General features: G+C 70.3%; 28 protein-coding genes. 15 read left to right on the top strand and 13 right to left on the bottom strand.

The genetic code is table 11. From position 1 onward, the window contains the following. Nucleotides 1-109: 109 nt before the first annotated feature. Genes F4560_RS25395 through mutM form a run of 5 tightly spaced genes read left to right on the top strand, consistent with a single transcriptional unit; the run spans nt 110 to nt 2,876 of the window. Nucleotides 110-697: a YceD family protein gene (locus F4560_RS25395; RefSeq protein ID WP_184923887.1), complete on the top strand. Its 588-nt coding sequence runs from the start codon at nt 110-112 to the stop codon at nt 695-697. 2 nt (nt 698-699) lie between these two features. Continuing rightward, complete coding sequence (gene rpmF / locus F4560_RS25390) at nt 700-882, top strand: 50S ribosomal protein L32 (RefSeq protein WP_033437598.1); 183 nt, start codon at nt 700-702, stop codon at nt 880-882. Nucleotides 883-912: 30 nt separating this feature from the next. Next, nucleotides 913-1,740: a ribonuclease III gene (gene rnc / locus F4560_RS25385; protein ID WP_184923885.1), complete on the top strand. Its 828-nt coding sequence runs from the start codon at nt 913-915 to the stop codon at nt 1,738-1,740. Between the two features lie 7 nt (nt 1,741-1,747). Then, entirely contained in the window at nt 1,748-1,978 is a 231-nt protein-coding gene (locus F4560_RS25380) for a hypothetical protein (RefSeq protein ID WP_184923883.1), read from the top strand. Nucleotides 1,979-1,988: 10 nt separating this feature from the next. Next, complete coding sequence (gene mutM / locus F4560_RS25375) at nt 1,989-2,876, top strand: bifunctional DNA-formamidopyrimidine glycosylase/DNA-(apurinic or apyrimidinic site) lyase (protein WP_184923881.1); 888 nt, start codon at nt 1,989-1,991, stop codon at nt 2,874-2,876. Between the two features lie 16 nt (nt 2,877-2,892). Here mutM and F4560_RS25370 read toward each other — a convergent pair whose 3' ends face one another. Continuing rightward, nucleotides 2,893-3,330, bottom strand: coding sequence for a MarR family winged helix-turn-helix transcriptional regulator (locus tag F4560_RS25370; protein ID WP_184923879.1), 438 nt, complete (start codon nt 3,328-3,330; stop codon nt 2,893-2,895). 253 nt (nt 3,331-3,583) lie between these two features. Between F4560_RS25370 and F4560_RS25365 the strand changes: the two genes are divergently transcribed. Beyond that, nucleotides 3,584-4,261, top strand: coding sequence for a response regulator (locus tag F4560_RS25365; protein WP_184923877.1), 678 nt, complete (start codon nt 3,584-3,586; stop codon nt 4,259-4,261). 6 nt (nt 4,262-4,267) lie between these two features. On the opposite strand, the gene F4560_RS25360 is transcribed toward F4560_RS25365, so the two are convergent. Then, on the bottom strand, nt 4,268-5,371 hold the full coding sequence (locus tag F4560_RS25360) for an NAD(P)/FAD-dependent oxidoreductase (RefSeq protein ID WP_184923875.1): 1,104 nt from the start codon (nt 5,369-5,371) through the stop codon (nt 4,268-4,270). A gap of 70 nt (nt 5,372-5,441) precedes the next feature. On the opposite strand from F4560_RS25360, the gene F4560_RS25355 reads away from it, so the two are divergent. Next, nucleotides 5,442-5,972 carry a GNAT family N-acetyltransferase gene (locus F4560_RS25355; RefSeq protein ID WP_184923873.1) on the top strand — a complete coding sequence of 177 codons (531 nt, stop codon included), beginning with the start codon at nt 5,442-5,444 and terminating at the stop codon, nt 5,970-5,972. 12 nt (nt 5,973-5,984) lie between these two features. Here F4560_RS25355 and F4560_RS25350 read toward each other — a convergent pair whose 3' ends face one another. The 3 genes from F4560_RS25350 to F4560_RS25340 all read right to left on the bottom strand — a co-directional run bounded on the left by F4560_RS25350 (nt 5,985) and on the right by F4560_RS25340 (nt 7,887). Then, nucleotides 5,985-6,473 (bottom strand): hypothetical protein, encoded by a 489-nt coding sequence (locus F4560_RS25350; protein WP_184923871.1) that lies wholly within the window; start codon nt 6,471-6,473, stop codon nt 5,985-5,987. Between the two features lie 135 nt (nt 6,474-6,608). Continuing rightward, a complete protein-coding gene (locus F4560_RS25345; RefSeq protein WP_184923869.1) occupies nt 6,609-7,139 on the bottom strand; it encodes a hypothetical protein in 531 nt (176 codons plus the stop codon). A gap of 13 nt (nt 7,140-7,152) precedes the next feature. Next, nucleotides 7,153-7,887: a CAP domain-containing protein gene (locus tag F4560_RS25340; protein WP_184923867.1), complete on the bottom strand. Its 735-nt coding sequence runs from the start codon at nt 7,885-7,887 to the stop codon at nt 7,153-7,155. A 37-nt stretch (nt 7,888-7,924) separates the two neighbouring features. Between F4560_RS25340 and F4560_RS25335 the strand changes: the two genes are divergently transcribed. The 6 genes from F4560_RS25335 to F4560_RS25310 all read left to right on the top strand — a co-directional run bounded on the left by F4560_RS25335 (nt 7,925) and on the right by F4560_RS25310 (nt 15,107). Then, nucleotides 7,925-8,221: an acylphosphatase gene (locus F4560_RS25335; protein WP_184923865.1), complete on the top strand. Its 297-nt coding sequence runs from the start codon at nt 7,925-7,927 to the stop codon at nt 8,219-8,221. 15 nt (nt 8,222-8,236) lie between these two features. Then, a complete protein-coding gene (locus tag F4560_RS25330; protein WP_446692411.1) occupies nt 8,237-8,761 on the top strand; it encodes a sigma-70 family RNA polymerase sigma factor in 525 nt (174 codons plus the stop codon). Next, entirely contained in the window at nt 8,758-9,405 is a 648-nt protein-coding gene (locus F4560_RS25325; RefSeq protein WP_184923863.1) for an anti-sigma factor family protein, read from the top strand. Before F4560_RS25330 ends, F4560_RS25325 begins: the two co-directional genes overlap by 4 nt. A gap of 58 nt (nt 9,406-9,463) precedes the next feature. Continuing rightward, nucleotides 9,464-13,246: a chromosome segregation protein SMC gene (gene smc / locus F4560_RS25320; RefSeq protein WP_184923861.1), complete on the top strand. Its 3,783-nt coding sequence runs from the start codon at nt 9,464-9,466 to the stop codon at nt 13,244-13,246. Between the two features lie 245 nt (nt 13,247-13,491). Further along, nucleotides 13,492-14,046, top strand: a complete 555-nt coding sequence (locus F4560_RS25315; protein ID WP_184923859.1) for an RNA polymerase sigma factor — start codon at nt 13,492-13,494, stop codon at nt 14,044-14,046. 11 nt (nt 14,047-14,057) lie between these two features. Then, nucleotides 14,058-15,107: a hypothetical protein gene (locus F4560_RS25310; RefSeq protein ID WP_246477882.1), complete on the top strand. Its 1,050-nt coding sequence runs from the start codon at nt 14,058-14,060 to the stop codon at nt 15,105-15,107. 169 nt (nt 15,108-15,276) lie between these two features. Here the strand turns inward: F4560_RS25310 and F4560_RS25305 are convergent, their stop codons facing one another. The 8 genes from F4560_RS25305 to F4560_RS25270 form a co-directional block, all read right to left on the bottom strand. After that, entirely contained in the window at nt 15,277-15,576 is a 300-nt protein-coding gene (locus F4560_RS25305; protein ID WP_184923857.1) for a hypothetical protein, read from the bottom strand. Continuing rightward, entirely contained in the window at nt 15,573-16,025 is a 453-nt protein-coding gene (locus tag F4560_RS25300; RefSeq protein ID WP_184923855.1) for a hypothetical protein, read from the bottom strand. The genes F4560_RS25305 and F4560_RS25300 overlap by 4 nt, the downstream gene beginning before the upstream one ends. A gap of 177 nt (nt 16,026-16,202) precedes the next feature. Beyond that, the gene (locus F4560_RS25295; RefSeq protein ID WP_184923853.1) at nt 16,203-16,508 is read right to left on the bottom strand and encodes a hypothetical protein; all 306 of its coding nucleotides are present in this window, start codon (nt 16,506-16,508) and stop codon (nt 16,203-16,205) included. Beyond that, on the bottom strand, nt 16,505-16,894 hold the full coding sequence (locus tag F4560_RS25290) for a hypothetical protein (RefSeq protein WP_184923851.1): 390 nt from the start codon (nt 16,892-16,894) through the stop codon (nt 16,505-16,507). Before F4560_RS25290 ends, F4560_RS25295 begins: the two co-directional genes overlap by 4 nt. 238 nt (nt 16,895-17,132) lie before the next feature. After that, nucleotides 17,133-17,831, bottom strand: a complete 699-nt coding sequence (locus F4560_RS25285) for a lysophospholipid acyltransferase family protein (RefSeq protein ID WP_184923850.1) — start codon at nt 17,829-17,831, stop codon at nt 17,133-17,135. 14 nt (nt 17,832-17,845) lie between these two features. Beyond that, complete coding sequence (locus tag F4560_RS25280) at nt 17,846-18,181, bottom strand: hypothetical protein (RefSeq protein ID WP_184923848.1); 336 nt, start codon at nt 18,179-18,181, stop codon at nt 17,846-17,848. Between the two features lie 129 nt (nt 18,182-18,310). Next, nucleotides 18,311-19,477, bottom strand: a complete 1,167-nt coding sequence (locus F4560_RS25275) for a cytochrome P450 (protein ID WP_184923846.1) — start codon at nt 19,475-19,477, stop codon at nt 18,311-18,313. Continuing rightward, nucleotides 19,474-20,073: a maleylpyruvate isomerase N-terminal domain-containing protein gene (locus tag F4560_RS25270; protein ID WP_312869472.1), complete on the bottom strand. Its 600-nt coding sequence runs from the start codon at nt 20,071-20,073 to the stop codon at nt 19,474-19,476. The genes F4560_RS25275 and F4560_RS25270 overlap by 4 nt, the downstream gene beginning before the upstream one ends. 47 nt (nt 20,074-20,120) lie before the next feature. Here F4560_RS25270 and F4560_RS25265 point away from each other — a divergent pair, with 47 nt between their 5' ends. After that, nucleotides 20,121-21,056, top strand: coding sequence for a GNAT family N-acetyltransferase (locus tag F4560_RS25265; RefSeq protein ID WP_184923844.1), 936 nt, complete (start codon nt 20,121-20,123; stop codon nt 21,054-21,056). Nucleotides 21,057-21,239: 183 nt separating this feature from the next. Further along, nucleotides 21,240-22,442, top strand: coding sequence for a S1 family peptidase (locus F4560_RS25260; protein ID WP_312869866.1), 1,203 nt, complete (start codon nt 21,240-21,242; stop codon nt 22,440-22,442). Nucleotides 22,443-22,466: the final 24 nt, after the last annotated feature.

Below are 22,466 nucleotides of genomic sequence, written 5' to 3'. Positions count from 1 at the left end.
GTGAGACCCGACCGAACTACGCCCCACCTGCCGATTTCACGTCGACGCCGGTTGTCCCGTACCCTTGACCGGCTGGTCGTGGTAAGTCCCCGATCGCACACCAAACATCATGTCTGAGCATCGTCACGCCTCCGCGCGTCCCACAGCGACCGGGCCCTGGGTCATCGACACCAGGGACCTCGGGCGTCGTGCGGGCTCCAGCCGCGGTTTGCGCAGGGCGGTGCCCGCCGAAGGCCTCGGCCTCGCGGGCGTGATCGCGGTGCCGTCGGGTGGCAACGTCGAACTCGACCTCCTGCTGGAGTCGGTGGTCGAAGGCGTGCTCGTGACGGGCACGGCCGCGACGGAGGTCGAAGGGGAGTGCTCGCGCTGCCTGGAGCCACTGTCCGCGCAGGTCGAGGTGGAGCTGACCGAGCTGTACGCGTACCCGGACAGCGTCACCGACGAGACCACCGAAGAGGACGAGGTCAGCCGTCTGCACGACGACCTGCTCGACCTCGAACCCGTGGTGCGTGACGCCCTCGTGCTCGCGCTGCCACAGGTGCCGCTCTGCTCGCCGGACTGCCTCGGGCTGTGCGTCGACTGCGGCGGCAAGCTGGCTGATCTCGGCCCTGACCACGGGCATGAGACGATTGACCCCCGTTGGGCCGCACTTCAAGAGCGGGTCGACGGGAATCGTGACAATCCAGAGGAGAACTAGTCGTGGCCGTCCCGAAGCGGAAGATGTCGCGCTCGAACACGCGCTCGCGCCGCGCTCAGTGGAAGACCAGTGCCGTGCACCTGGTGGCTTGCCAGAACAGGGCCTGCCGCCAGCCGAAGCCGCAGCACATCGCCTGCCCGACCTGTGGCCAGTACGACGGCCGCCAGGTCGTTCAGCCGGCCTGATCACCCCTCTGGCGAAGGTAGCGGCGAATCGTGGGGGGTAGGTCGTCGCGCGGTCGGTCCGCCGACCGCGCCCCGTTGATCGAAGCGCTCGGCGTCCCTTTGGACGCCGAGCTGCTGACGCTCGCGCTCACACACCGGTCGTACGCGTACGAGAACGGCGGTCTGCCGCCGAACGAGCGACTGGAATTCCTCGGCGACGCGGTGCTCGGCCTCGTCGTCACCGACCACCTGTACCAGACCCACCCCGAGCTGCCCGAGGGGCAGTTGGCCAAGCTCCGCGCGAGCGTGGTCAACATGCACGCCCTGGCGGGTGTGGCCCGGGGGTTGGGCGACGACGGGTTGGGCGGGCATCTCCTGCTCGGTCGCGGCGAGGAGCTGACCGGCGGCAGGGACAAGGCGAGCATCCTCGCGGACGGCCTCGAAGCCGTCATCGGCGCGGTGTACCTGCAATTCGGCATAGAGACCGCGCGTCAACTGGTTCACCACCTGTTCGACCCGTTGTTGGCGGAAGCGCCGCTGCGTGGCGCCGGGCTGGACTGGAAGACCAGTCTGCAAGAGCTGACCGCTTCGGCAGGCCTGGGCGTCCCCGAGTACCGGGTTGACGACCAGGGTCCTGACCACCGCAAGGAGTTCACCGCGACGGTGCACGTCGGTGGCCAGGCCTACGGCACTGGCGATGGGAAGACGAAGAAGGAAGCCGAGCAGAAGGCGGCCGAGGCCGCCTACCGCGTGTTGCACGAACGGGTCCGCGGCGAGCAAGAGGCCGCCGCGTCCGGGAACGGCCACGCAACCAACTCGGCGGGCAACCAGACTTCACCCCAGGCTTTACCTCAGGCTTCACCTACTCAGGAAGACTGACGCCGAAATGTATGCCACGAACGTCCGGACGAACCGGCGCGCGCACCACGCGCGCTCGTCCCGCCCGCTGAACGCGAGCCGCAACGGCGGCATCCAGGGTCTGGTCCTCGTGCGCGACACCGCCCAGGCGGGCGGCTGGATGCTCAAGCCGACCAAGCCGCAGGCCGCCGCTTACGAAATGCTCGAAGAGCTGGAGCGTGCCGAGGCCGAGGCCGCCGAGCACGAGACCGAGGACTGATTTCCCGGCCGTGCCCGAGTTGCCCGAGGTAGAAGTAGTCCGCCGAGGTCTGCACGAGCACGTCGCCGGAAGGACGGTCGCTTCGGTCGACGTCCTGCATCCACGCGCGATCCGCCGCCACCTGCCCGGTGCGGCGGATTTCGCCATGCGCTTGACCGGGCAACGCCTGGACGCCGCCCGTCGGCGGGGCAAGTACCTGTGGGTCGACCTCTCGGGTGGCGAGGCGATGCTCGCACATCTCGGCATGAGTGGCCAGATGCTGGTCCAGCCCGCGGACGCGCCGGACGAGAAGCACCTGCGGGTGCGGGTCCGGTTCACCGACGACGGCCCCGAGCTGCGGTTCGTGGACCAGCGCACGTTCGGCGGCCTGGCGTTGGCCGACCTGGTGGAGGTCGACGGCACGTGGCTGCCACAGCCGGTGGCGCACATCGCGCGCGATCCGATGGACCCGGCGTTCGACCCGGACGCGGCCATTGCGGCGTTGCGGCGGCGGCGCACCGAGATCAAGCGCGCCCTGCTCGACCAGACGCTGGTGTCCGGCATCGGGAACATCTACGCGGACGAGGCGCTGTGGCGGGCCAGGCTGCACGGACTGCGTCCGGCGGACCGGCTGACCAGGCCGAAGGCCGCCGAGCTGCTCGCGCACGCCACGCAGGTGATGCACGAGGCGTTGGGTGAGGGCGGCACGTCGTTCGACGCGCTCTACGTCAACGTGAACGGCCAGTCGGGCTACTTCGACCGGTCACTGGCCGTGTACGGGCAGGAGGATGAGCCGTGCCGGCGGTGCGGTACGCCGATCAGGCGCGAGCCCTTCATGAACCGCTCGTCGTATTCGTGCCCGCGCTGCCAACCGCGTCCCCGTGGGAATGATCGGGCACGGGTGGTCGTGCGCGGCTGATCAGCCGCCGGGTCGGTCACCGCGTCGCCGGGTCCGCCAGCCTGCGTAACAACGGGGTCGCGCATCTGAGCGCTTCGAGTTCCTCCGCGGACAGCCGGGAAAGCCTGTCCGACAACAACTCCGCCTCGCCGTGCGCCAGGGACAGGATGGTTTCCCGTCCGAGGCCGGTCAGCTCGACGATGGTGGCCCGCCCGTCGGCGGGATCGGATTCGCGGCGCACCAGCCCGCCGGATTCCAGGCCCGTGACGACCGTGGTCGCCGTGGGTTGCGAGCACAGCGCGCGCACCGCGATCTCGCCGATCCGCATCGGCCCCTGTGACGCCAGTTCCGCGAGCACCAGCAGTTGCGTGGGTTGCAGCCGCCGAACGGACGCGGACTGGCGCAGACTCCGGATCAGCCGGTGCACGGCGACCACGAGTTGTAACGCGTCCTGATTAGTCAGGTTGGTGGTCATCAGACCTCCTCGTGGCTCACTGTGAGTGAGCAAGTGTCCGAATTCGGACAGGACATTCGCACTATCGCAGTACAGCTGTCCAGTAAACGGATTCATTCGCACCCGGATGTACTCACGCTTTCCGCATGAATGCGGAGAAGAGTCCGGCAGAACACCTAAAAGGTGTCGGGCGCCGCGTCAAGGCCGCGTCAGGAAGTTCGCCGAACGTAGTCGGTCACGGTGTCGCGGCGGGTTCCGGGCGTAGTGTCTCAGCGTGACGAAGGTGCTGGTGGTCGATGACGAGCCGCAGATCGTGCGGGCGTTGCGGATCAACCTGTCGGCCCGCGGCTACTCGGTCCTGACCGCGTACGACGGCACGACAGCGCTCAAGGTGGCGGCCGAGGACAAGCCGGACGTGGTGGTGCTGGACCTGGGCCTGCCCGACGTGGACGGCACCACCGTGATCACGGGCCTGCGCGGCTGGACCACCGTGCCGATCATCGTGCTGTCCGCGCGGGTCGACTCAGCGGACAAGGTGCAGGCGTTGGACGCGGGCGCCGACGACTACGTGACCAAGCCGTTCGGGATGGACGAGCTGCTGGCCCGGCTGCGTGCCGCGGTGCGCCGTGCGGCGGTCGTGGAGGGTGAGGACGCGATCGTGGAGACGGCGTCGTTCACCGTGGACCTGGCGGCGAAGAAGGTGCGGCGGGACGGCGTCGAGGTGCACCTGACGCCGACCGAGTGGGGCCTGCTGGAGATCCTGGCCCGCAACCGGGGCCGGTTGGTGGCGCAGAAGCAGCTGCTCCAGGACGTGTGGGGCCCCGCGTACGAGAAGGAGACCCACTACCTGCGGGTGTACCTGGCCCAGTTGCGGCGCAAGCTGGAGCCGGAGCCGGCGCATCCCCGGCACCTGGTGACCGAGCCGGGGATGGGCTACCGCTTCGAGCCGTGACGGGGTTCAGCCCGCCGGGATGGTGGGATGGCGCTCGAACACGATCGTGCCGCGGCACACGAGTTCCTTGTAGAACGCCGCCGCCCGTCCGGTGACCACGCGTTCCTTCGGGCTGTCGTCGGTGTTCACGAACTGGATCAGCCCGTCCCGGCGGCCCAGGCTGATGCACTGCTGGATGTACCGGAAGCCGATCGGATCCGGCTCCTCGCCGTGCAGCCGCTTCGCCAGGCCGCGCACGGCCTGCTGAGTCGTCGGCAAACCGGTCGCGCACGCCATGCGCAGTTCCAGACCGTCGGGCCGCTTGATCGCGGCGGCGTCGCCGATGCCCGTCACGTCCGGGTGGGAGATCGAGGTCAGGGTCTCGTCCACGACCATCCGGCCGTGGTCGTCGACCGCGAACCCGGCTCGTGCCGCCAGGTCGGGCACGCGGAAGCCCGCCGTCCACACGACCGTGTCGGCGGCGATCCGCTCACCGTTGTCGAGCACCAGGCCGTCGGCGCGGACCTCGCCGACCTTCGCGTGGTCGCGCACCCGGATGCCCAGCCGGTCGAACGTCTTGCGCAGGTGCCGTGCGCCCTTCGCCGACAGGGCCTGGCCGAAGCCGCCGTCGGTGACCAGCAGGACGTCCAGGTCCGGGCGGGACTCGGCCAGTTCGGCGGCGGTCTCGATCCCGGTCAGCCCACCGCCCGTGACGGCGACCGTGCGCGTGTTCTTCAGTGCCGCGGCGAGTTTTTCGGCGTCTTCGAGGGTGGACACCGCGTGCGCGTGTTCGGCGGCGCCGGGGACGCCGTCCAGGCTTGCGTGACTGCCGACGGCGTAGATCAGCCGGTCGTAGGTCAGCATCCGGTCGGTGAGCTGGAGCTTGCGGGCGTCGGGGTCGATAGCCGTCACCTGGTCCACCACCAAGTCGACGCCCGTGCCTTTGACGAGGTCGGCGAGCGGGAGGTCGCGCAACGATTGCCCGGTCACGAGCTGGTGGAGCCTGACCCGCTCCACGAACCGGTCCCGTGCGTTGACCAGGGTGACGCGGGAATCGGTCCACTTCGCGGCCAGCTTGGCCGCGGCCAAACCCGCATAACCCGCTCCGACCACCACGATGTGCTCAGTCATTGTTCCCGTCCTTTCGTCAAGGTGGGAGCGAGACGGAAGGCGTGGTGGTGACAACGTTAAGGTGTGAACTGTGTCACAAGTTTCGGTAATCCATACCTGGCAGTTGTCCGACTCGACGATCGCCGCCATCCGGAAACTGCTCGACGCGGCGTTCGACGGCGATTTCGGTGATGAGGACTGGGACCACAGCCTCGGCGGCGTGCACGCCCTGGTCTGGGACGGCGACGAGCTGATCGGGCACGGCGCGGTGGTGCAGCGGCGGTTGCTGCACGCGGACCGGGCGCTGCGGACCGGTTACGTGGAGGGTGTCGCGGTGCGGGCGGATCGACGCCGTCAGGGGGTCGGCGGGGTGGTGATGGCGGCCCTGGAGGACGTCGTGCGCGGTGCGTACGCCCTCGGCGCTCTCAGCGCGTCGGAGGAGGCACTGGAGTTCTACGCGGCGCGTGGGTGGCAGCGGTGGCGAGGGCGGACGTTCGCGTTGACGCCCGCCGGGGTCGAGCGCACCGAGGAGGAGGACGACGGGGTCTTCGTCCTGCCGGTGGCGCCGCTCGACCTGTCCGGCGACCTCACCTGCGACTGGCGTGACGGGGACGTCTGGTAGCCCGTCCCCCGGCTACGGCCCGGACGGCGTCGTGGCCGTGGTGGTGCCCGAGGACGACGTGGGCGTCGGAGGCTCGAAGGACGTCGGCGGGTTGCTCGTCGGCCGACTCGTCGGCGGCTGGGTCGTGGGCTGCGGCCCGGCCGTCGTCGTCATGGTCGACTCCGACGTCGGCTCGGTCGGCTGCGCCCCCGGGTCCTCCTCCGGCTTCGCCTGCGGGGCCTGCTCCTCCGGCTTCGTGCCGGGTTGGGGGCGCTGGTTGGCGGCCACCTGGGTGGACACCGTGACGACCACCGTCGCGGTCCGGGCGTTCGGCACGTGGCTCACCGACGCGCTCGTCCTCGCCTCGGCCGCCGGCCCGGGTGGACCGGGCTTCGGCCCGTCCGTGGCGAGCACGGAGGCGAGGGTGGCGATCACGGTGGCGACGACGGCGCCGCCCGCGGCGAGCAGCACCAGTGAAGGGAACTTCTCCTTCGACGCCGGTGGGGGGACTTCCTCGAACACACCATCTCCCTGTGGGAAACCCGGATGGATGGTCACGTGTTCGGGTTATCGGCCCGGTGGGCCGGACTTCTCAACCGCTAGAACGGTCCTCCACACGATGGTGTGGAGGACCGTTACCTGCTCCGGACGACCTCGTTACGGCGCCGCGGCCGCCGGCGGATCCACCGGCGGCACCGAGGTCGTGGTCGTCGTCGTCACTGGTGGTGGCGTCGTGGTGACCGGCGGGGGCGTGGTCGTAGTGGTCGTGGGCGGCGCGGTCGTCGTTTGCGTGGCCTTCGTGGTGGTCGTCGGCTGCGGCTGCGGCTGTGGGTCGTCCACGGTGGTGGTCGTGGTGGTGCCGTCCGGCCTGGTCACCGTGGTCACGCGGGTGCGGCGCGACGGAGTCGTGGTGGTCGTCTCGGTCGTCGTCGTGGTGCTCTCCGTCGTCGTGGTCGGGCTGATCGACGACAGCGACGACGTGTGCGACGTCGTGGTGATGCTGCTCCGCGACACGACGTCCTGCGGCAACTGGTTGCCCGACGACGCGTCCGTGCTCGCGCCCGCGAAGGACGCCACGGTGGCGAAGATCGTCGACACGGCGACACCGGACGCGGCCAGCAGCACGTGTGGCGACACACGCGGTCGGGTGCGCCCGGGCTCCGGGGTCTCGTACAACGGTTCTCCCATGGTCGTGACGTCTCTACCAGCCGAAGTTCTGGGTCCAGGTCCACGCGCGGGTGTCCAGACCCACGCCGATGGTGGTGAACCCGCAGTTCAGGATGTTGCGCCGATGCCCGTCCGAGTTCATCCAGGAGTTCATGACCTGCTCGGCCGAGCGCTGCCCCTTCGCGATGTTCTCCCCGCCCGGGCTCGGGTAGCCCGCCGCGCGCATCCGCTCGGCGAAGTCCACGCCCTCGGGGGTGGTGTGCGAGAAGTAGTTGCGCGCGGCCATGTCGGCGCTGTGGCCCTGCGCGGCCTTGACGACCCGGTCGTCCACCTTCACCGGATTGCACCCCGCCAGGTCGCGCGCCTCGTTCACCAGTGCCACGACCTGCTGGACCTGCGGCACGTCGGCGGGCGGCGGTGTCGTGGTGGGTTCGGGGGCGGGCTCCGGCGGCGTGGTGGTCGTCGTCTGGACGGTCGTGGTCGTGGTGGTCGGCTCGGTGGTCGTCGTCGTGGTGGTGGTGGTCGCGGGCGGTGGCGGCGCCTGGGTGGTCGGCCGGACCTCCGGCACACGGCTCGGCGCGGGCTGGCCGACACCGCCGACACCACCGACGCCGATGTTGTCCGGATCCGCGCTCTGTGCTGCGCTTTCCCCGACGAACGGGGCGAGCTGGTCCGGGTTGGCGAAGGCGACGCCGGTCGCACCGGCCGCGCCGAGGAGCAGGCCGACGAGTCCGCCGATCACCGATCGGTTACCGCGCCGTGCTGTCACGGTCGCGCACCGTACCACTAACGGGTGAAATGACAGGATGGCTGTCGTGGCTGAAGTAGAGCGAACCGTGCGCCTCACCGCTTGGGTGCGGGGCCATGTGCAGGGCGTCGGATTTCGGTGGTGGACCCGCGCGAGGGCACTTGAGCTGGGACTTGTCGGTTCGGCGTCCAATCTCCGTGACGGCCGCGTCGAGGTGAACGCGGAGGGGGCCGAAGCGGCGTGTCGGGAATTGCTGGTTGCACTCCGTTCGGGCGATACCCCCGGTCGGGTGGACTCGGTCGTGGAGCGCTGGTCGGAGGCCCGGGGCGGATTCAACGGTTTCGTCGAACGTTGAACGCACAAGCGCCCGGTGGCGTACTACTTCGATGTGGACCGTGGCGAAGATGTCGTCAGGCAGCTGTACGGCCGTTGGCGCGGCCCGCTGCACGGCTACGTCATGCGTCTGGTCGGCGGTGACCACCAGCACGCCGAGGACGTGGTCCAGGAGACGCTGCTGCGCGCCTGGCGGCACGCCGACGAGCTGACACCCGCCGACGCGGGGCCGTGGCTTTACACGGTGGCCAGGAACCTGGTCATCTCCGGCTTCCGCAAGCGCGGCGGGCGCAACTCGGAGGTGCCGATCGAGCCCGGTGACCTGCCCCCGGTCGCCGACGAGGTGGACCACGTCCTCCAGAGCTGGCAGGTCGCGGAGGCGCTGCGAGCCCTGAGCGTCGACCACCGCAACGTGGTCGTCGAGCTGTACTACCGGCGGCGTTCGGTCGCCGAGGCGGCAGCGGTGCTCGGCATCCCGTCCGGCACGGTCAAGTCGCGTTGCTTCTACGCCTTGCGCGCGTTGCGCGACGCGCTGGAGGAGCGGGGGGTAACCGAATCATGAGCTGTGACCGGACCGTCGCGCTCGGCGCGTACCTGCTCGGCTCCCTGGACCCGGTGGAGCGGTCGTCGTTCGAGCGGCACGTGCGCGGCTGCTCCATCTGCCGCCGGGAGATGGTGCGGCTCGCGCCGTTGCCCGGGTTGCTATGCCAGGTCCAGCTGTCGGACCTGGAGCTGCCGTTCGAGGACCCGGCGCTCGAGCCGGACCTGTGGCCGTTGCCGGCTGAGGAAGAGCCCCAGCCGCCGGCGCCGCGCAAGCGTCGGCTGATGATGTTGGTCGGCGCGGGGGTGTTGGTGGTGCTCGTCGCGCTGGGAGCGGTCCTGGTGCCGCGGCTGACCGGGGACGACAGCCCCGCCGCCGTGACGTGGCACGCGACCGACGGCACGTCGGGCGTGGTGGCCAGCGCGGACCTCGTCGGCAAGTCCTGGGGCACCGAGCTGTGGATGAAGATCGAGAACATGCCCAAGGGCTTGCGGTGCAAGCTGATCGTGCACGACCGCGCCGGGCGCACCGAGATCGGCGGCTGGTGGGGCAGCGACCACGCGCCGGGCGAGCGCATCCCGGGCTCCACCTCGTTCCCGGTGGACCAGATAGAACGGCTCGATCTGGTCGTCGACATGAAGGTGCTGGTCTCGGTTCGGCCGTGATCGCGCTGGTCAGCGTGCCTACACCTGGTTGGGTGACCGCACGGGTACTCTGCCCCGCGTGCACCTCAAGAGCCTGACGCTGAAGGGCTTCAAGTCCTTCGCCTCGGCTACCACGCTGCGCTTCGAGCCCGGCATCACGTGCGTCGTCGGACCGAACGGGTCCGGCAAGTCGAACGTGCTCGACGCATTGCGCTGGGTGATGGGCACGCAGGGCGCGAAGGACCTGCGCGGCGGCAAGATGGAGGACGTCATCTTCGCCGGCACGTCCGGCCGCGCGCCGCTGGGCCGCGCCGAGGTGACGTTGACCATCGACAACTCCGACGGCGCGCTGCCGATCGACTACGTCGAGGTGTCGATCACCCGCCGGATGTTCCGCGAGGGCGCCACCGAGTACGAGATCAACGGCAACTCGTGCCGGCTGATGGACATCCAGGAGCTGCTGAGCGACTCCGGCATCGGCCGCGAGATGCACGTGATCGTCGGCCAGGGCCAGCTCGCCGCGATCCTGGAGTCCAAGCCCGAGGAGCGGCGCGCGTTCGTCGAGGAGGCCGCGGGCGTCCTCAAGCACCGCAAGCGCAAGGAGAAGGCGCTGCGGAAGCTGGAGGCGATGCAGGCGAACCTGACCCGCCTCACCGACCTCACCGCCGAGCTGCGCCGTCAGCTCAAGCCGCTGGGCAAGCAGGCCGAGATCGCCCGCCGCGCCCAGGCCGTGCAGTCCGAGCTGCGTGACTCGCGGATGCGGCTGCTGGCCGACGACCTGGTGACGCAGCGCGAGTCGCTGGCCCGCGAGGAGCAGGACGAGGCCGTCGCCCGTGCCCGCCGCGCCGAGGTGGAGAAGTCGCTCCAGCAGGCGCAGGTGCAGCAGAACGAGCTGGAGGACCAGGTCGCGGCGGACGCGCCGAAGCTCCAGCAGGCGCAGGACACCTGGTACCGGCTGTCGGCGCTGGAGGAACGGCTGCGCGGCACGGTCCGGTTGGCGGTGGAGCGGGAACGGCACCTGTCGGCGGCCGTGGACGCGCCGCGCGGCGGACGTGACCCGGACGAGCTGGAGGCCGAGGCCGAACAGACCGCCGTGCTGGAGCAGGAACTCCAGGACGGCGTGACGGAGGCCCGGGTCGGGCTGGCCGAGGCCGTCGAGACGCGGGCCGAGCTGGAGCGGATGGTGTCCGCGGCGGAGAAGGCGCACCTGGCCGCCGTGCGGGCGATCGCGGACCGGCGTGAGGGCCTGGCCCGGCTGTCCGGGCAGGTGGAGGCGCTGCGGTCGAAGACGAGCGCGACCGCCGAGGAGATCGAGCGGATGTCGACCGCGCTGGCCGAGGCGGTCGAGCGGTCCGAGGTCGTGCAGCTGGAGCTGGCCGAGGCCCGTGAGGTGACCGGGACCGAGGACGAGGACGACGTTGGGCTGGACGAGCGGCACCGGCTGGCCGTCGAGGCGGACGACGCGGCACGGCGTCGGGTCGAGGAGCTGGTCAAGGCCGAGCGGACGGCCGAGCGGGACATCGCGTCGTGGAAGGCGCGGGTGGACGCGCTGTCGTTGGGGCTGACGCGGAAGGACGGCGCGGGCGCGTTGCTGGCGTCCAGGCTGCCGGGCTTGCTGGGGTCGGTCGCGGCGTTGTTGACCGTGGAGCCGGGGGCGGAGGTCGCGTTGGCGGCGGCGCTCGGGCCGATCGCGGACGCGGTGGCGGTGGCGTCCGGTGCGGACGCGGTGGCGGCGCTGGAGTTGTTGAAGGAGCAGGACACCGGTCGCGCCGGCGTGCTGGTGGGTGGCGCGCCGGTGAGCGTGGACCGGTCTGGCTGGCCGTTGTTGCCTGACGGCGCCTGGTGGGCGGTCGACCAGGTGCAGGCGCCGGAACCGCTGCGGCCCGCGTTGCACCGGGCGTTGGAGAAGGTCGCCGTGGTGGACTCGCTGGCCACCGCGCGGGCGTTGGTGGACGCGCACCCGTCGGTCCGGGCGGTGACGCGGGACGGTGACGTGCTCGGCGCGGACTGGGCCGTCGGCGGGTCCGGGCGCAGCCAGAGCGTCATCGAGGTCCAGGCCGCGGTGGACGAGGCGTCCGAGAAACTGGCGTTGGCGGAGCGCGCGTTGGAGCAGTCCGCTGCCGCTCTTGAAGGCGCACGGGCCGAGCAGCAGTCGCGCCGGGCCGAGGTCACCGCGGTGAAGGACCAGCTCAACGAGGCCAAGGTGCGGCGCGCGCGGTCGTCCGAACGGCTGAACCGGCTGGTCTCGGCGGTGCGTTCGGCCGAGGCCGAGGTCGAGCGCGTGCGGGTGCAGCGGGAGAAGGTCGAGGCCGCCCGAGAGGAGAACCTGCTCAAGCTGGCCGAGCTGGAGGAACGGCTGCTGGTGGCGCAGGAGCAGCCGCTGGACGACGAGCCGGACACCTCCCACCGTGACGAGATGGCCGCCGAGCTGGCCGCCGCGCGGCAGGGCGAGGTGGAAGCCCGGCTGGCGTTGCGGACCGCTGAGGAACGCGCCCGTGCGTTGCAGGGCAAGGCGGAGGGCCTGCGGCGGGCGGCGCGTGCGGAACGTGAGGCGCGGGAACGTGCCCAGCGCGCGCACGCGGCGCGGGCACGGGGTGCGGTGGTGGCGAAGGCCGTGGTGCGCGGCGGCGAGATCGCGTTGGAGAAGATCGCCGCCTCCCTGGCACGTGCCGCCCGCGAACGTGACACGGCGCAGGAACGTCGGACGCAGCGCGAGACGTACCTCGCCCAGATCCGCAACCTGGTCCGCGAGATGTCCGGTGAGCTGGAGAAGCTGACCGACGCCGTGCACCGCGACGAGGTGCTGCGGGCCGAGCAGCGGATGCGGATCGAGCAGCTGGAGACCAAGGTCGCCGAGGAGTTCGGCATCGGCCTGGAGGACCTGGTCGCCGAGTACGGGCCGGACGTGTTCATCCCGCCGTCGCAGCAGGAGGTCGCCGAGTACGAGGCGGCGAAGGAGCGCGGCGAGGCCGTGACGCCGCCGCAGCCGATCCCGTTCGACCGGGACACGCAGGCGCGGCGGGCGAAGCGGGCCGAGCGGGACCTGTCGCTGCTGGGCAAGGTGAACCCGTTGGCGCTGGAGGAGTTCGCGGCGCTGGAGGAGCGGTACAAGTTCCTGTCCAACCAGCTGGAGGACATCAAGGCGACGCGGCGCGACCTGCTGACCGTGGTGAAGGACGTCGACGACAAGATCCTGGAGGTCTTCTCGTCGGCGTACGAGGACGTCGCGCGCGAGTTCGAGATCGTGTTCAAGGTGCTGTTCCCGGGTGGCGAGGGTCGGCTGGTGCTGACCGAGCCGGGCGACATGCTGACGACCGGCATCGAACTGGAAGCCCGGCCGCCGGGGAAGAAGGTCAAGCGGCTGTCGTTGTTGTCCGGTGGGGAGAAGTCGCTGGCGGCGGTGGCCATGCTGGTGGCGATCTTCCGGGCCCGGCCGTCGCCGTTCTACGTGATGGACGAGGTCGAGGCGGCCCTGGACGACACCAACCTGCACCGGTTGATCGGGCTGTTCGAGCAGCTTCGGGAGCACTCGCAGCTGTTGATCATCACGCACCAGAAGCCCACGATGGAGATCGCGGACGCGCTGTACGGCGTGTCGATGCGGGGTGACGGCATCAGCCAGGTGATCTCGCAGCGCTTGCGCGGTGAGGACAAGCCGAAGCGCGCCAAGGTCGCCGCCGCGGTTGCCGCGGTCTTGGAGGGCAAGGTCGTTCCGACCGCCGACGCCGCCGAACTCGCTGCCGAGCCCGCCACCGAGCCCGCGCCCGCCGCCGAGCCCGCGCCCGCCGCTGAGCCCGCGCCCGCCGCTGAGCCCGCGCCCGCCGTCGAGCCGGAAGCGGCACCGCCCGCCGAACCTGCTTAGCGCGCTGACCCCGAACGTTCGCCAGGTTGGGGAAACGCCGCCCACACCGTTGTGGCCCGCGAACTCCAAGCCCACCTGCGCCGCCCGTTGTAGAAGCGCTGGCCGGTCGTGCGGCGGCGCCCTCTGCGGCGCACAACGCCCCTGCTCCGACGACGACGTTCGTCATGCGGCGAAGCAACCTGAACGCTTTCGGCCCGCGTTGGCAAAGACGGGGTGCAAGGGCGAAGCGAAACCCTAGGAGCAACATGCCGTCAGACGCGGAACTGATCGGCAGATCGCTGCGCGGAGACACCGATGCCTTCGTGGAAGTAATCGGTCGCCACGAGGCCGCGATCGGGAACTACCTCGCGCGCAGAGTGGGGCGGCAGGCCGCCGAGGACGTGCTCGGCGATGTGTGGGTGGCGGCTTACGAGTCCCGTGCGACCTATGACGGTTCATACCCCGAAGCCAGGCCCTGGTTGTACGGCGTCGCACTGAACAGGCTGCGACGGCACTGGCGGTCCGAACCGGTCGAACAGCCGGCGTCGGACCTGACCCGCATGGCGGGCGACTGGGATCCCTGGCCGGCGGTGGACGCCCGCGTGGACATGCAGGCACAGCTCCGGAGGGCACTGGCTCGGCTCAAACCGGAAGAGCGGGAAGTGCTGGGCCTGGTCGCCTGGGAAGACCTGACCGTCGCGGAGGCCGGACGGGTGCTCGACATCCCCGCGGGCACGGCCCGCCGCCTGTTGCACCAGGCGCGCAAGACGTTGCGTGAGGCACCCGAGGTGGCCGCGCTGCTGCGAGTCCCGACAACGTGAAAGACACCCCAATGGATGAAATGGATCTGATGAAGAAGCTGCGTGAAGTGCCGTCCCCGAGTCCCGAGGCCTACGACCGTGCTCGCACGGCGCTGCACACGGCGATGGCGGAACCCGTGAACACGGTCGTGCGACCGAAGCGCTGGTTCTCCTGGCCCAAGGTCAGCGTCGCCGCCGTGGGCGCGGCAGCCGTCGCGGCGGCCGTGGTGATGGGTACGACGGGCGGCAACGTCCCGGTCGGCCCTGCCGACGCGGCCCCGCCGGTGGTGGTCGAGTCACCGCTGGTGAAGCTGGCCTCCGAGGTCAAGGCGGCCGGCACACTACCAGGAGACGCGTCGCTGATCATCAACACGAAGTACGGGCCGGACAACACGCCGTCCCACTACTACACCGTCTACACCGACAAGGGCCAGGTCTTCCGCGGCGACTCGGCGACGAGCCTGGCAGCCACAGTCGCCAAGGGCGACGCGGACGATGCGCTGCCGTACGACGCGAACGTGACGGCGGCGGCCCGCCTCGCCGCGAACGGCGACGTGGAGAAGGCCAGGATCGAGATGATCACCGCCTCGGGCAGGAACGTCTGGGGAGTCGGCCTGAGCCCCGCCGATGCGGACAAGGCGTGGGCGCAGGCCCAGGCGGAGAATGCCGAGGAGCTCCGCAAGATCGGCAAGAAGATGCCCGACCCCAAGCCGCGCCCCACGGGCAAGGAACTGGAGGATGGCATCAACAGCACGCTGTGGGACAACACCACGTACGCGCTGTACATCGCCGCCTCCAACGCGGACGTCCGCGCGGGGGTGCTGAAGCTGCTCGCGACCATCCAGGACGTGACCATCGGCACGACCGACGTCGACGGCCAGGCCGCGCTGACCCTCACCGCGGCCCCCGCCCTTCAGGCGGGCCGCAGTACGTACGTGCTCACCGTCAACGCCGACAACGGCTTGCCGATCCGCTCCGAGATCATCCCGGCCAAGGACTCGGCGGAACCGTCCAAGCACTGGGTGGTGGACTACAAGTCGTCCCGCGTGAACCTCGCCGACGTGGTGGCGGGCAAGATCTGATCTTCCTGCCGAACTGTCCTGGGAGGGCCGAGATCACGTCGGCCCTCCTCGGGCAGTTCTGTCCGTGCGTTCGGCTGGCCAGCAGGTGCTTGACGCGCGTCTTCACCGTCTTTCGGCTCGTGGGTGCCGAACCTGCTGGTCGCGGAATGGGTGCTGCGGCGCGGACGGGTCAGTTCAGCCACACCAGATGCACCCGCCGCACCGCCTCGTCCCCGCTTGTGATCTCGAACAGCGTTCGGGCGCTCTCGGCGCTCTCAGAGCTGAGGCGGAAGCCGCCTTCCACGGCGTCGACCTCGGCTCGGTCGGCGTAGGCGAGGCCATAGCCCGCGACCCGGGCGTCTTCCGCATTGCCGTACTCCTCGACGATGGCGAAGAACCGTGGTGCCTCCTCCTTCGCCACCTCGTGCAACAGAGCGGTGAAGACCCTGTCCACGTTCGTGCTCTGCCCGACCCCGGCCAAGTCGTTCACGCGCTCTTCCTTTCGTAGGTCTGGATGAGGTCGGCCAGCACGTCACCGGGCATCAGGACGTTGCCCGCCTGCTCGGGAGTGACCAGCCAGATCACCGGCGTGGTTTCGAGGGCGCTCGGCGGCAGTGGCAGCGGCAACCCCGCCTCGACCACGCGCGCCTCATGGCCCAGCAGCACCGCCGGCAGTGGTGGCAGGACCAGGAAGTAGGCAATCGGCATGTTCGGGAAGGACAACGCCGGCGTTGGGAAAGCGGCGAACCACGGGTCGTCCGCCAGTGCCATGACCAGCGGCTCGGCCACCATGAACGCGCCCAGGCCCGGACCGGTCACGGTGAAGACGTTGGGCTGGTGCAGGCCGGGAGCCGACCACCATTCCCGCACCTGCGAGACATCGGTGGTTGCTTCCGCGATCGGCCGGAGGCAGGGACTGGTGACGGGCTGTTCGTCCACCGGATCGGCGAAGCGTCGGTTGTGCCAGATGAGCAGGCTGCCTGGGACGCGGTGTCCTAGGTGAAGGCGGGGCCGCGATCAACGACTACAGCTCTATCTTCAGCCGGTCGGCCAACTGAAGTAGCGGGGTTTGCTTGCGGCGGGCCCGCTCCGTCAATTCGCGCACCGTCTGGCGGCTCAAGGTGTGGTAGCGCACCCACTCCGGCGCGATCTCCTCTGCGCGAGGAGTCTGTCGGTCGCCGCCTCGTCCTGGTTCAGCTCACTGTGCGCGATGGCGACGTCGAGCAAGTGTCGCGCTCGCCAGGTCGGCGAGACCCAGCCGTTGTGCGGCACCGACTTGACGAGTTCCAAGGCGTAGTCGAAGCGCTCGCTCTCCACTGCGGCGTTCACCGCCGCGATACCGGCGTTCGTCGGCCCGAACGGCGTGGCGTGGATGTTGGTGTCCTTGCCAATCCTGGCCGCCGCCGTCCGAGCCAAGCTCATGTGTACCCGATATCCGGTTTGCCCAGCGCGGTCAGCATGGTCGAGGCGATCTGGATGACCTCGGAGCGCAGGCCGTGCGCGATCAACTGGTCGTCGCCGGACAGTTCGCGCACCGCAGCGCGGGCTTCCGCCAAGAGGCCGGGCAGCATGACGCCGAGTTGGGCGAAGGAACCGTGTTGTCGAATCGACTCGGCTTGCGCCAGCGCCATGCGCAACCCGTCCACGGTCGGCGGCGAGTCGTTGAAGACTTCTTCGTCGACCAGGCCGGGGAAGTCCGACAGCGACGTCAACTCGTCGCGGATGGCGAGGATGCCGACCGCTTCCTCGTCCACCTGCGGCGCGATGGTGCTGGTCTGGCCGAGGAGTTGAGGTACGTCCTTGTCCACGACGCGGGGGCTCGCTTGACGCGTTCGCCGAGGCTGGGCTCGTCGCTCATGCGCGGGCACCTCCCTGCCGGTGCGTCAACAGGACCGGGGCCCAGAATACGCAGGTCAGAGCAGGTGGCGAATGGGTGATCGGGAGGTAGGACAGGGCGTCCCAGCCACTGCGGAACGCAGGTCCGGTCGGTCCGGTGATCCCCGCGGTGGCCGAGAGCGATGCCGTGCCGGCCGTCAGGGCAGGGGACTAGCGGGCGTCCAGCTGCTTGGCCTCTTCGGGCGTCGGGGCAGTGCCGCCCAAGTGCGCGGGTTGCCACCACTGGCCTTCGCCCGAGTCCGCGTAACGGGCCTGCGCGGAGTCCAGCAGTTCCTGCATCCGCTCACGCAGCGCCGCGTCCGTGGTCGGCTCCATCGGCTCACCGATGATGATCGTGATCGGCACGTGCCGCTGCGTCAGCGACTTCGGCCTGCCCTTCGTCCACAACCGCTGCGTGCCCCACACGGCAGTCGGCAGCAGCGGCACGCCGGCCTCCGCCGCCAACCTGACCGCGCCGCTCTTCACCTCCTTGACGGTGAACGACCGGCTGATCGTGGCCTCCGGGAAGATCCCGACGACCTCACCGGCCCGCAGCGCGTCCAACGCCTGCTGGAACGACGCCTGCCCGGCGGCCCGGTCCACCGGGATGTGGTGCATCCCGCGCATCAGCGGGCCGGACACCCGGTGCTTGAACACCTCGTGCTTGGCCATGAACCGGACCATCCGGCGCGCGGGCTGCGCGCCGTAGCCGGCGAAGATGAAGTCCAGGTACGAAACGTGGTTCGAGGCCAGCACGGCCCCGCCGGTGGCCGGCACGTGGTCCGAGCCCTCCACGGTGATCCGCATGTCGAGCACGCGGAACATCAGCTTGGCCGCGGCGATCACCGGCGGGTACACGCGATCTGGCATGTGTCCAGCTTACGTTACTCGTCAGTAGTGCGATCGTGTTCGCGCACGAGCCGCGGCACGCCCGCCAAATCCTCCTCGTTGCAGAGCAACTTGAGGGCGTAGTAGGGCGAGCCCTTGGTGTCGTCGTAGTCCAGGTGGACCGCGATCACGTCGACCGCTTCACCGAGCCAGTCCTGCGTCTGCCGCAGCCAGGAGGCCGCGCGCTCCAACGCGTTGGGCAGGTCGTCGTCACGGAACTCGACCGGCCGGTACGGGACCTCCTGCACGGTGTCCCGCTGGTTGGCAGGCATCGGTAGGTCTACCGCCACCCCGCTGTCGTTGAGTTCGAGTTGGATCGTTTCCTCGCTCACGGTCCCAGGGTTCCCCACTGCGAAACGCGCGGCAATAGATGTCGGTCATCGGTGACGTCGCGTCGGTGTGTCGATACGCGGTTCCGGCTACTACGCCCGGCGTCCGCCCGGACGTCCGACAACGCCCGGTCAGATCACGACCGGCAGCTCCGCCAGGCCGCTGACCAGCACTTTCCGCCAAGCCAGTTCCTCCACCGGCCGGGCCGCGCGCAGTCCCGGGAACCGCCGCGTCAACACCGCCAGCGCCTCCTGGAGCTCGATCCGGGCCAATTGCGCGCCGAGGCAGAAATGAGGACCCGCACCGAGCGCCAGGTGCTGGTTGGGCGTTCGGCCCAGATCCAGCCGGTCCGGTGCGGCGAACGCGCGCGGGTCGCGGTTGGCCGAGCCGATGGCCGCCATCACGCCGTCACCCGCGCGGATCACCACGCCGGCGATCTCCACGTCCTCCGACGCCACCCGCAGCTGGCCCACCTCGCTGAGCCTGGTGAACCGCATCAGCTCCTCCACCGCGCTCGGCGCCAGCGACGGGTCGCGCGCCAGCCGTTCCCACTGCGACCGCTCCCGCAGCAGGGTCGCGACGAAGCTGGTGATCTGGTTGGCGGACGTCTCGTGCCCCGCCACCAGCAGGTTCAACGCGAACGCGACCAGCTCGTCGTGCGTCAACGGCGTCGTGCACAGCTCGTCCAGCAGGTCGTCCGACCGAGCCTCACGCCGCTTCGCCGCGACCAGCGTGCCCATGTACTCCAGCAGGCTCGCCATCGCCGCCTCGACCCGCGGCTGCTCGGACATCTCCATGCTGTACGCGAGCTCGACCCACTCCCGGAACCGTTCCCGGTCCTCGTACGGCACGCCGAGCAGCGTGCAGATGACCTGGATCGGCAACGGCAGCGCGTACACCTGTCGCAGGTCCACGCCGTCCACCACGTCGTCCGCCAGCTGTTCGCACAGCTCCCGCACCCACGGCCGGGTCTGCTCGATCCGCCGGTGCGAGAACGCGCCGGACACCAGCTTGCGCAGCCGGGTGTGCTCGGGCGGGTCGGTGGTCGGCAGGGTGCCGGGCAGCGGCCGGGACACGCCCACGCGCGGCGCGCCCGCCGCCACCACGCCGGCACGGCTGAACCGCGGGTCGGCCAGCACCAGCTTCACGTCGTCGTAGCGGGTCACCAGCCACACCAGCGCGCCGGCGAGGGTGCGGACCCGGACCACCGGCGCCTCCTCCCGCAACCTCGCCCACGTGGGCGACGGGTCGAAGGAGAAGGCGTCGGCGAACGGGATGTCGAGGACGTCGTCCGTCATGCCCCCGACGCTAGTGCCGGGGAGCCCAGGGGAGCGCAGTGCCAGCGCCATCCGGTGCGCTTCGGCAGGTCGTCCAGCGGGATCCGGCCGTTCGCCCACAGCAGAGTCCGGACGGGGTCGCGGTCGGTCGGCGCCTCGGGGAACATCCGGGTCAGCACCTTCCGCGCGAACTCCGGCGGCATCGCGAACTCCAGCCCGAGGCCGCGTGCCGCGTCGTGGGTGTGCACCAGCATCTCGTCGCACCCCATGCCGGCGAACCCGGCCGGGTCCGCCAGGCCCCACGGGTGCCAGCCGAGCGCGTCCTCAGGGGTCGCCTCGACCACCGCTGCCAGCACGGACGCGAACGCCCGCAACGTCCTGACCAGCTCGGCAGGCGACGAGTCGGGCCGCACGGCGGCCTCCCACGTGCTCAGCTCGACCGACCCCGCCGTGATGTCCGTGGCGTACCAGAGCAGGCAGTCGCAGGCGTGCGCGATCGTCTTCGCCACCGTCCAGTCCATCCCCGGCACGACCGCCGTCCAGTCCCGGTCCACCGCGCCTTCGAGGAACGCCCCGCACAGCTCGGCGACCTCTGTCACGTCCCGCCCCACCAGCACCGAAAACTCCCTCGCGTTCGTCCGACTCGCGGGTGACCATTCCAGACATGTACGACATCCGTCCCGCCGCCCAGGACGACCTGGACGCCGTTCTCGCGTTGATCCTCCGGTTGCAGGCCGACGACGCGCACCACATCGGCTACCTCGGCGAGACGCTCGGCGAGATCTCCGCGGAGCTGGCCGAGTTCGAGCCCGACTGGGCCTCGTGCACCTTGGTCGCCACCGACGACTCCGGCTGGGTGTGCGGTGCGCTCAGCGTCGAGGTCGACGCCGAGTCCGGCCGCGCCTACCTGCACGGGCCGTTCGTCGACGTGCCGGTCAACCACCCGGCGGGCAGCCGGATCTGGGACCAGACCGCCGACGCCCTCTACGCCCAGGCCGCACCACTGCTCGAAGGCATCGTCGATCGTGAGCTGCTGGGCCACACCGGTCACCGGCAGCTGGCCACGTTCGCCGAACGGCACGGCTTCTCGGCCGCCCGCGCGTGCGGCATCCACGTCCTGGGCGGCGATGGGCTGCGTGCCCTCCTGCTGCGTGAGGCGAGTTGTCCGCGAACAGGGCCGGCCCGGGAGATGCGCGTGCTGCCGACCGACCCGGCCGTGCACGAGGCGGTGGCGGTGCTGCACGAGCGGTGCTTCCCCAAGACGTACCTGTCCGGGCGCAGGCTCGTGGACGGCAGCCGTTCGCACACCGTGGTCGTCGCGATGGACGGCGAACGGGTCCTCGGCTACGCCTCCGGCAAGGCCGAGCCGGGCGAGTTCTACCTCGACTTCGTCGCCGTGGAACCGGACATGCGCGGGCAGGGCGTCGGCGCGGCGCTCGTCACCGAACTGGTCTGGAAGCTCGCCGAGAAGTCCGGCGCACGACCGCAGGCCGCCGCCGCGATCCTCGACGGTAACCGGTCCTCGCAACGATTGTTCGCACGGCTCGGTTTTGCGCTCCACCTCGAACTCGTCGCCTACCGAATCGGTAAAGCGGCCTGATTGATCGTTTTCCAGGCGTGCCCCGCCCGGGTTCCCCCGAATGTCGTAGAAACGCTCTTGTGCGCTTGCCGATTTCTTCGGTGAAGACCATCCGCACAGGTCAGGGTGGTCTCTACCAATCGATGGAAAGCAGGCTGGCGCATGCGCAAATCACTCCGTGGCGTATTCACCGGATCTTTGGCAGTGATACTCGCCTTTTCTGGCGCCCTGGTCGCCGGCGCGGAATCCCAGGACACCGAAGGTCGTCTTCCGGGTGACGTGCTCGCCGCGATGCAGCGCGATCTCGGGCTCGACGCCGAACAGGCGAACAGACGCGCGGTCCAGCAGGAAGCGGCCGACCGGCTCGACGACGTGCTGAAGGCACGGTTGGGCGCGGCGTTCGGCGGCGCCTGGTTCGACGGCGCTTCGGGCAAGCTCGTCGTCGGCGTGACCGACGCGAACCGGGCGGACGCCGTCACCGCCGCGGGCGCGCAGGCACGCGTGGTCAAGCACAGCGAGAACCACCTCGAAGCCGTGAAGGCAGAGTTGGACGCCCTCGCGGGAGGCAAGGGCGACGCCAAGCGCAAGGCCGCTCCGGGCCAGGCCGACAAGGCGGCCGTCGCCGGCCTCACCAGCTGGTCGGTCGACCCGGTCGCCAACACGGTCACCGTCACCGCGCTCAAGGGGGCCAAGGGCCTGAAGACGCTGGCCAAGTACGGCGACGCGGTGCGGGTCGAGACCACTGACGCCGAGCCGCAGACCACCGCGTTCCTCGACGGCGGCGACGACCTCAACTACCCGTCCGGAGGCTGCTCGGCCGGCTTCAACATGCGCAACACCGGCACCGGTGTGCGGTACGTGCTGACCGCGGGCCACTGCGGCGCGGCCGGCTCGGTCGTGCGCGGCCAGGGCAGCGTGGTGATCGGCTCGGTGGAGGCCGCGTTCTTCCCGTCCTACGACGACGCGCTGATCCGCGTCACCAACACCGGCGCGTGGACGCAGGGGCCGTGGGTCGACGTGAACCCGCCCAACGGCGGCGTCGTGGTCGTGAGCGGGCACAGCGACTCCCCGGTCGGCACCGCGATCTGCAAGTCCGGCCGCACCACCAAGCTGACCTGCGGCGCCATCACCGCGAAGCGGCAGACCGTCACGTACACCGGCGGTCTGACGGTCTACGACCTGACCCGGCACAACGCGTGCGTCGAGCCGGGCGACTCGGGCGGCTCGAACTACCGCAACTCGGGCACCCGCACCGCCGAGGGCGTGACCAGCGGCGCGCAGCTGTACAGCGTGGGCGGCAGGAACCGCTGCGGCCAGGTCGTCGGCGTGGCGAACGTGTCCTGGTACTACCCGGCCGCGCTCAGCGTGCCGTACTACCAGGCCACCTACGGCGCGACGCTCTGGTGACGCCGTGACGTGAGGGTGGTCGGC

The organism is Saccharothrix ecbatanensis (assembly GCF_014205015.1).
GTDB classification, from domain to species: domain Bacteria; phylum Actinomycetota; class Actinomycetes; order Mycobacteriales; family Pseudonocardiaceae; genus Actinosynnema; species Actinosynnema ecbatanense.
This window is presented reverse-complemented; position numbering and strand designations above follow the sequence as displayed.

Bases quoted from the DNA above. Each gene is read 5' to 3' on its own strand.
- F4560_RS25395 (WP_184923887.1), top strand. From the start codon at position 110: ATGTCTGAGCATCGTCACGCCTCCGCGCGTCCCACAGCGACCGGGCCC.
- F4560_RS25380 (WP_184923883.1), top strand. From the start codon at position 1,748: ATGTATGCCACGAACGTCCGGACGAACCGGCGCGCGCACCACGCGCGC.
- F4560_RS25370 (WP_184923879.1), bottom strand. From the start codon at position 3,330: ATGACCACCAACCTGACTAATCAGGACGCGTTACAACTCGTGGTCGCC.
- F4560_RS25360 (WP_184923875.1), bottom strand. From the start codon at position 5,371: ATGACTGAGCACATCGTGGTGGTCGGAGCGGGTTATGCGGGTTTGGCC.
- F4560_RS25345 (WP_184923869.1), bottom strand. From the start codon at position 7,139: ATGGGAGAACCGTTGTACGAGACCCCGGAGCCCGGGCGCACCCGACCG.
- F4560_RS25335 (WP_184923865.1), top strand. From the start codon at position 7,925: ATGGCTGTCGTGGCTGAAGTAGAGCGAACCGTGCGCCTCACCGCTTGG.
- F4560_RS25325 (WP_184923863.1), top strand. From the start codon at position 8,758: ATGAGCTGTGACCGGACCGTCGCGCTCGGCGCGTACCTGCTCGGCTCC.
- F4560_RS25315 (WP_184923859.1), top strand. From the start codon at position 13,492: ATGCCGTCAGACGCGGAACTGATCGGCAGATCGCTGCGCGGAGACACC.
- F4560_RS25310 (WP_246477882.1), top strand. From the start codon at position 14,058: ATGGATGAAATGGATCTGATGAAGAAGCTGCGTGAAGTGCCGTCCCCG.
- F4560_RS25295 (WP_184923853.1), bottom strand. From the start codon at position 16,508: ATGAGCTTGGCTCGGACGGCGGCGGCCAGGATTGGCAAGGACACCAAC.
- F4560_RS25285 (WP_184923850.1), bottom strand. From the start codon at position 17,831: ATGCCAGATCGCGTGTACCCGCCGGTGATCGCCGCGGCCAAGCTGATG.
- F4560_RS25275 (WP_184923846.1), bottom strand. From the start codon at position 19,477: ATGACGGACGACGTCCTCGACATCCCGTTCGCCGACGCCTTCTCCTTC.
- F4560_RS25265 (WP_184923844.1), top strand. From the start codon at position 20,121: ATGTACGACATCCGTCCCGCCGCCCAGGACGACCTGGACGCCGTTCTC.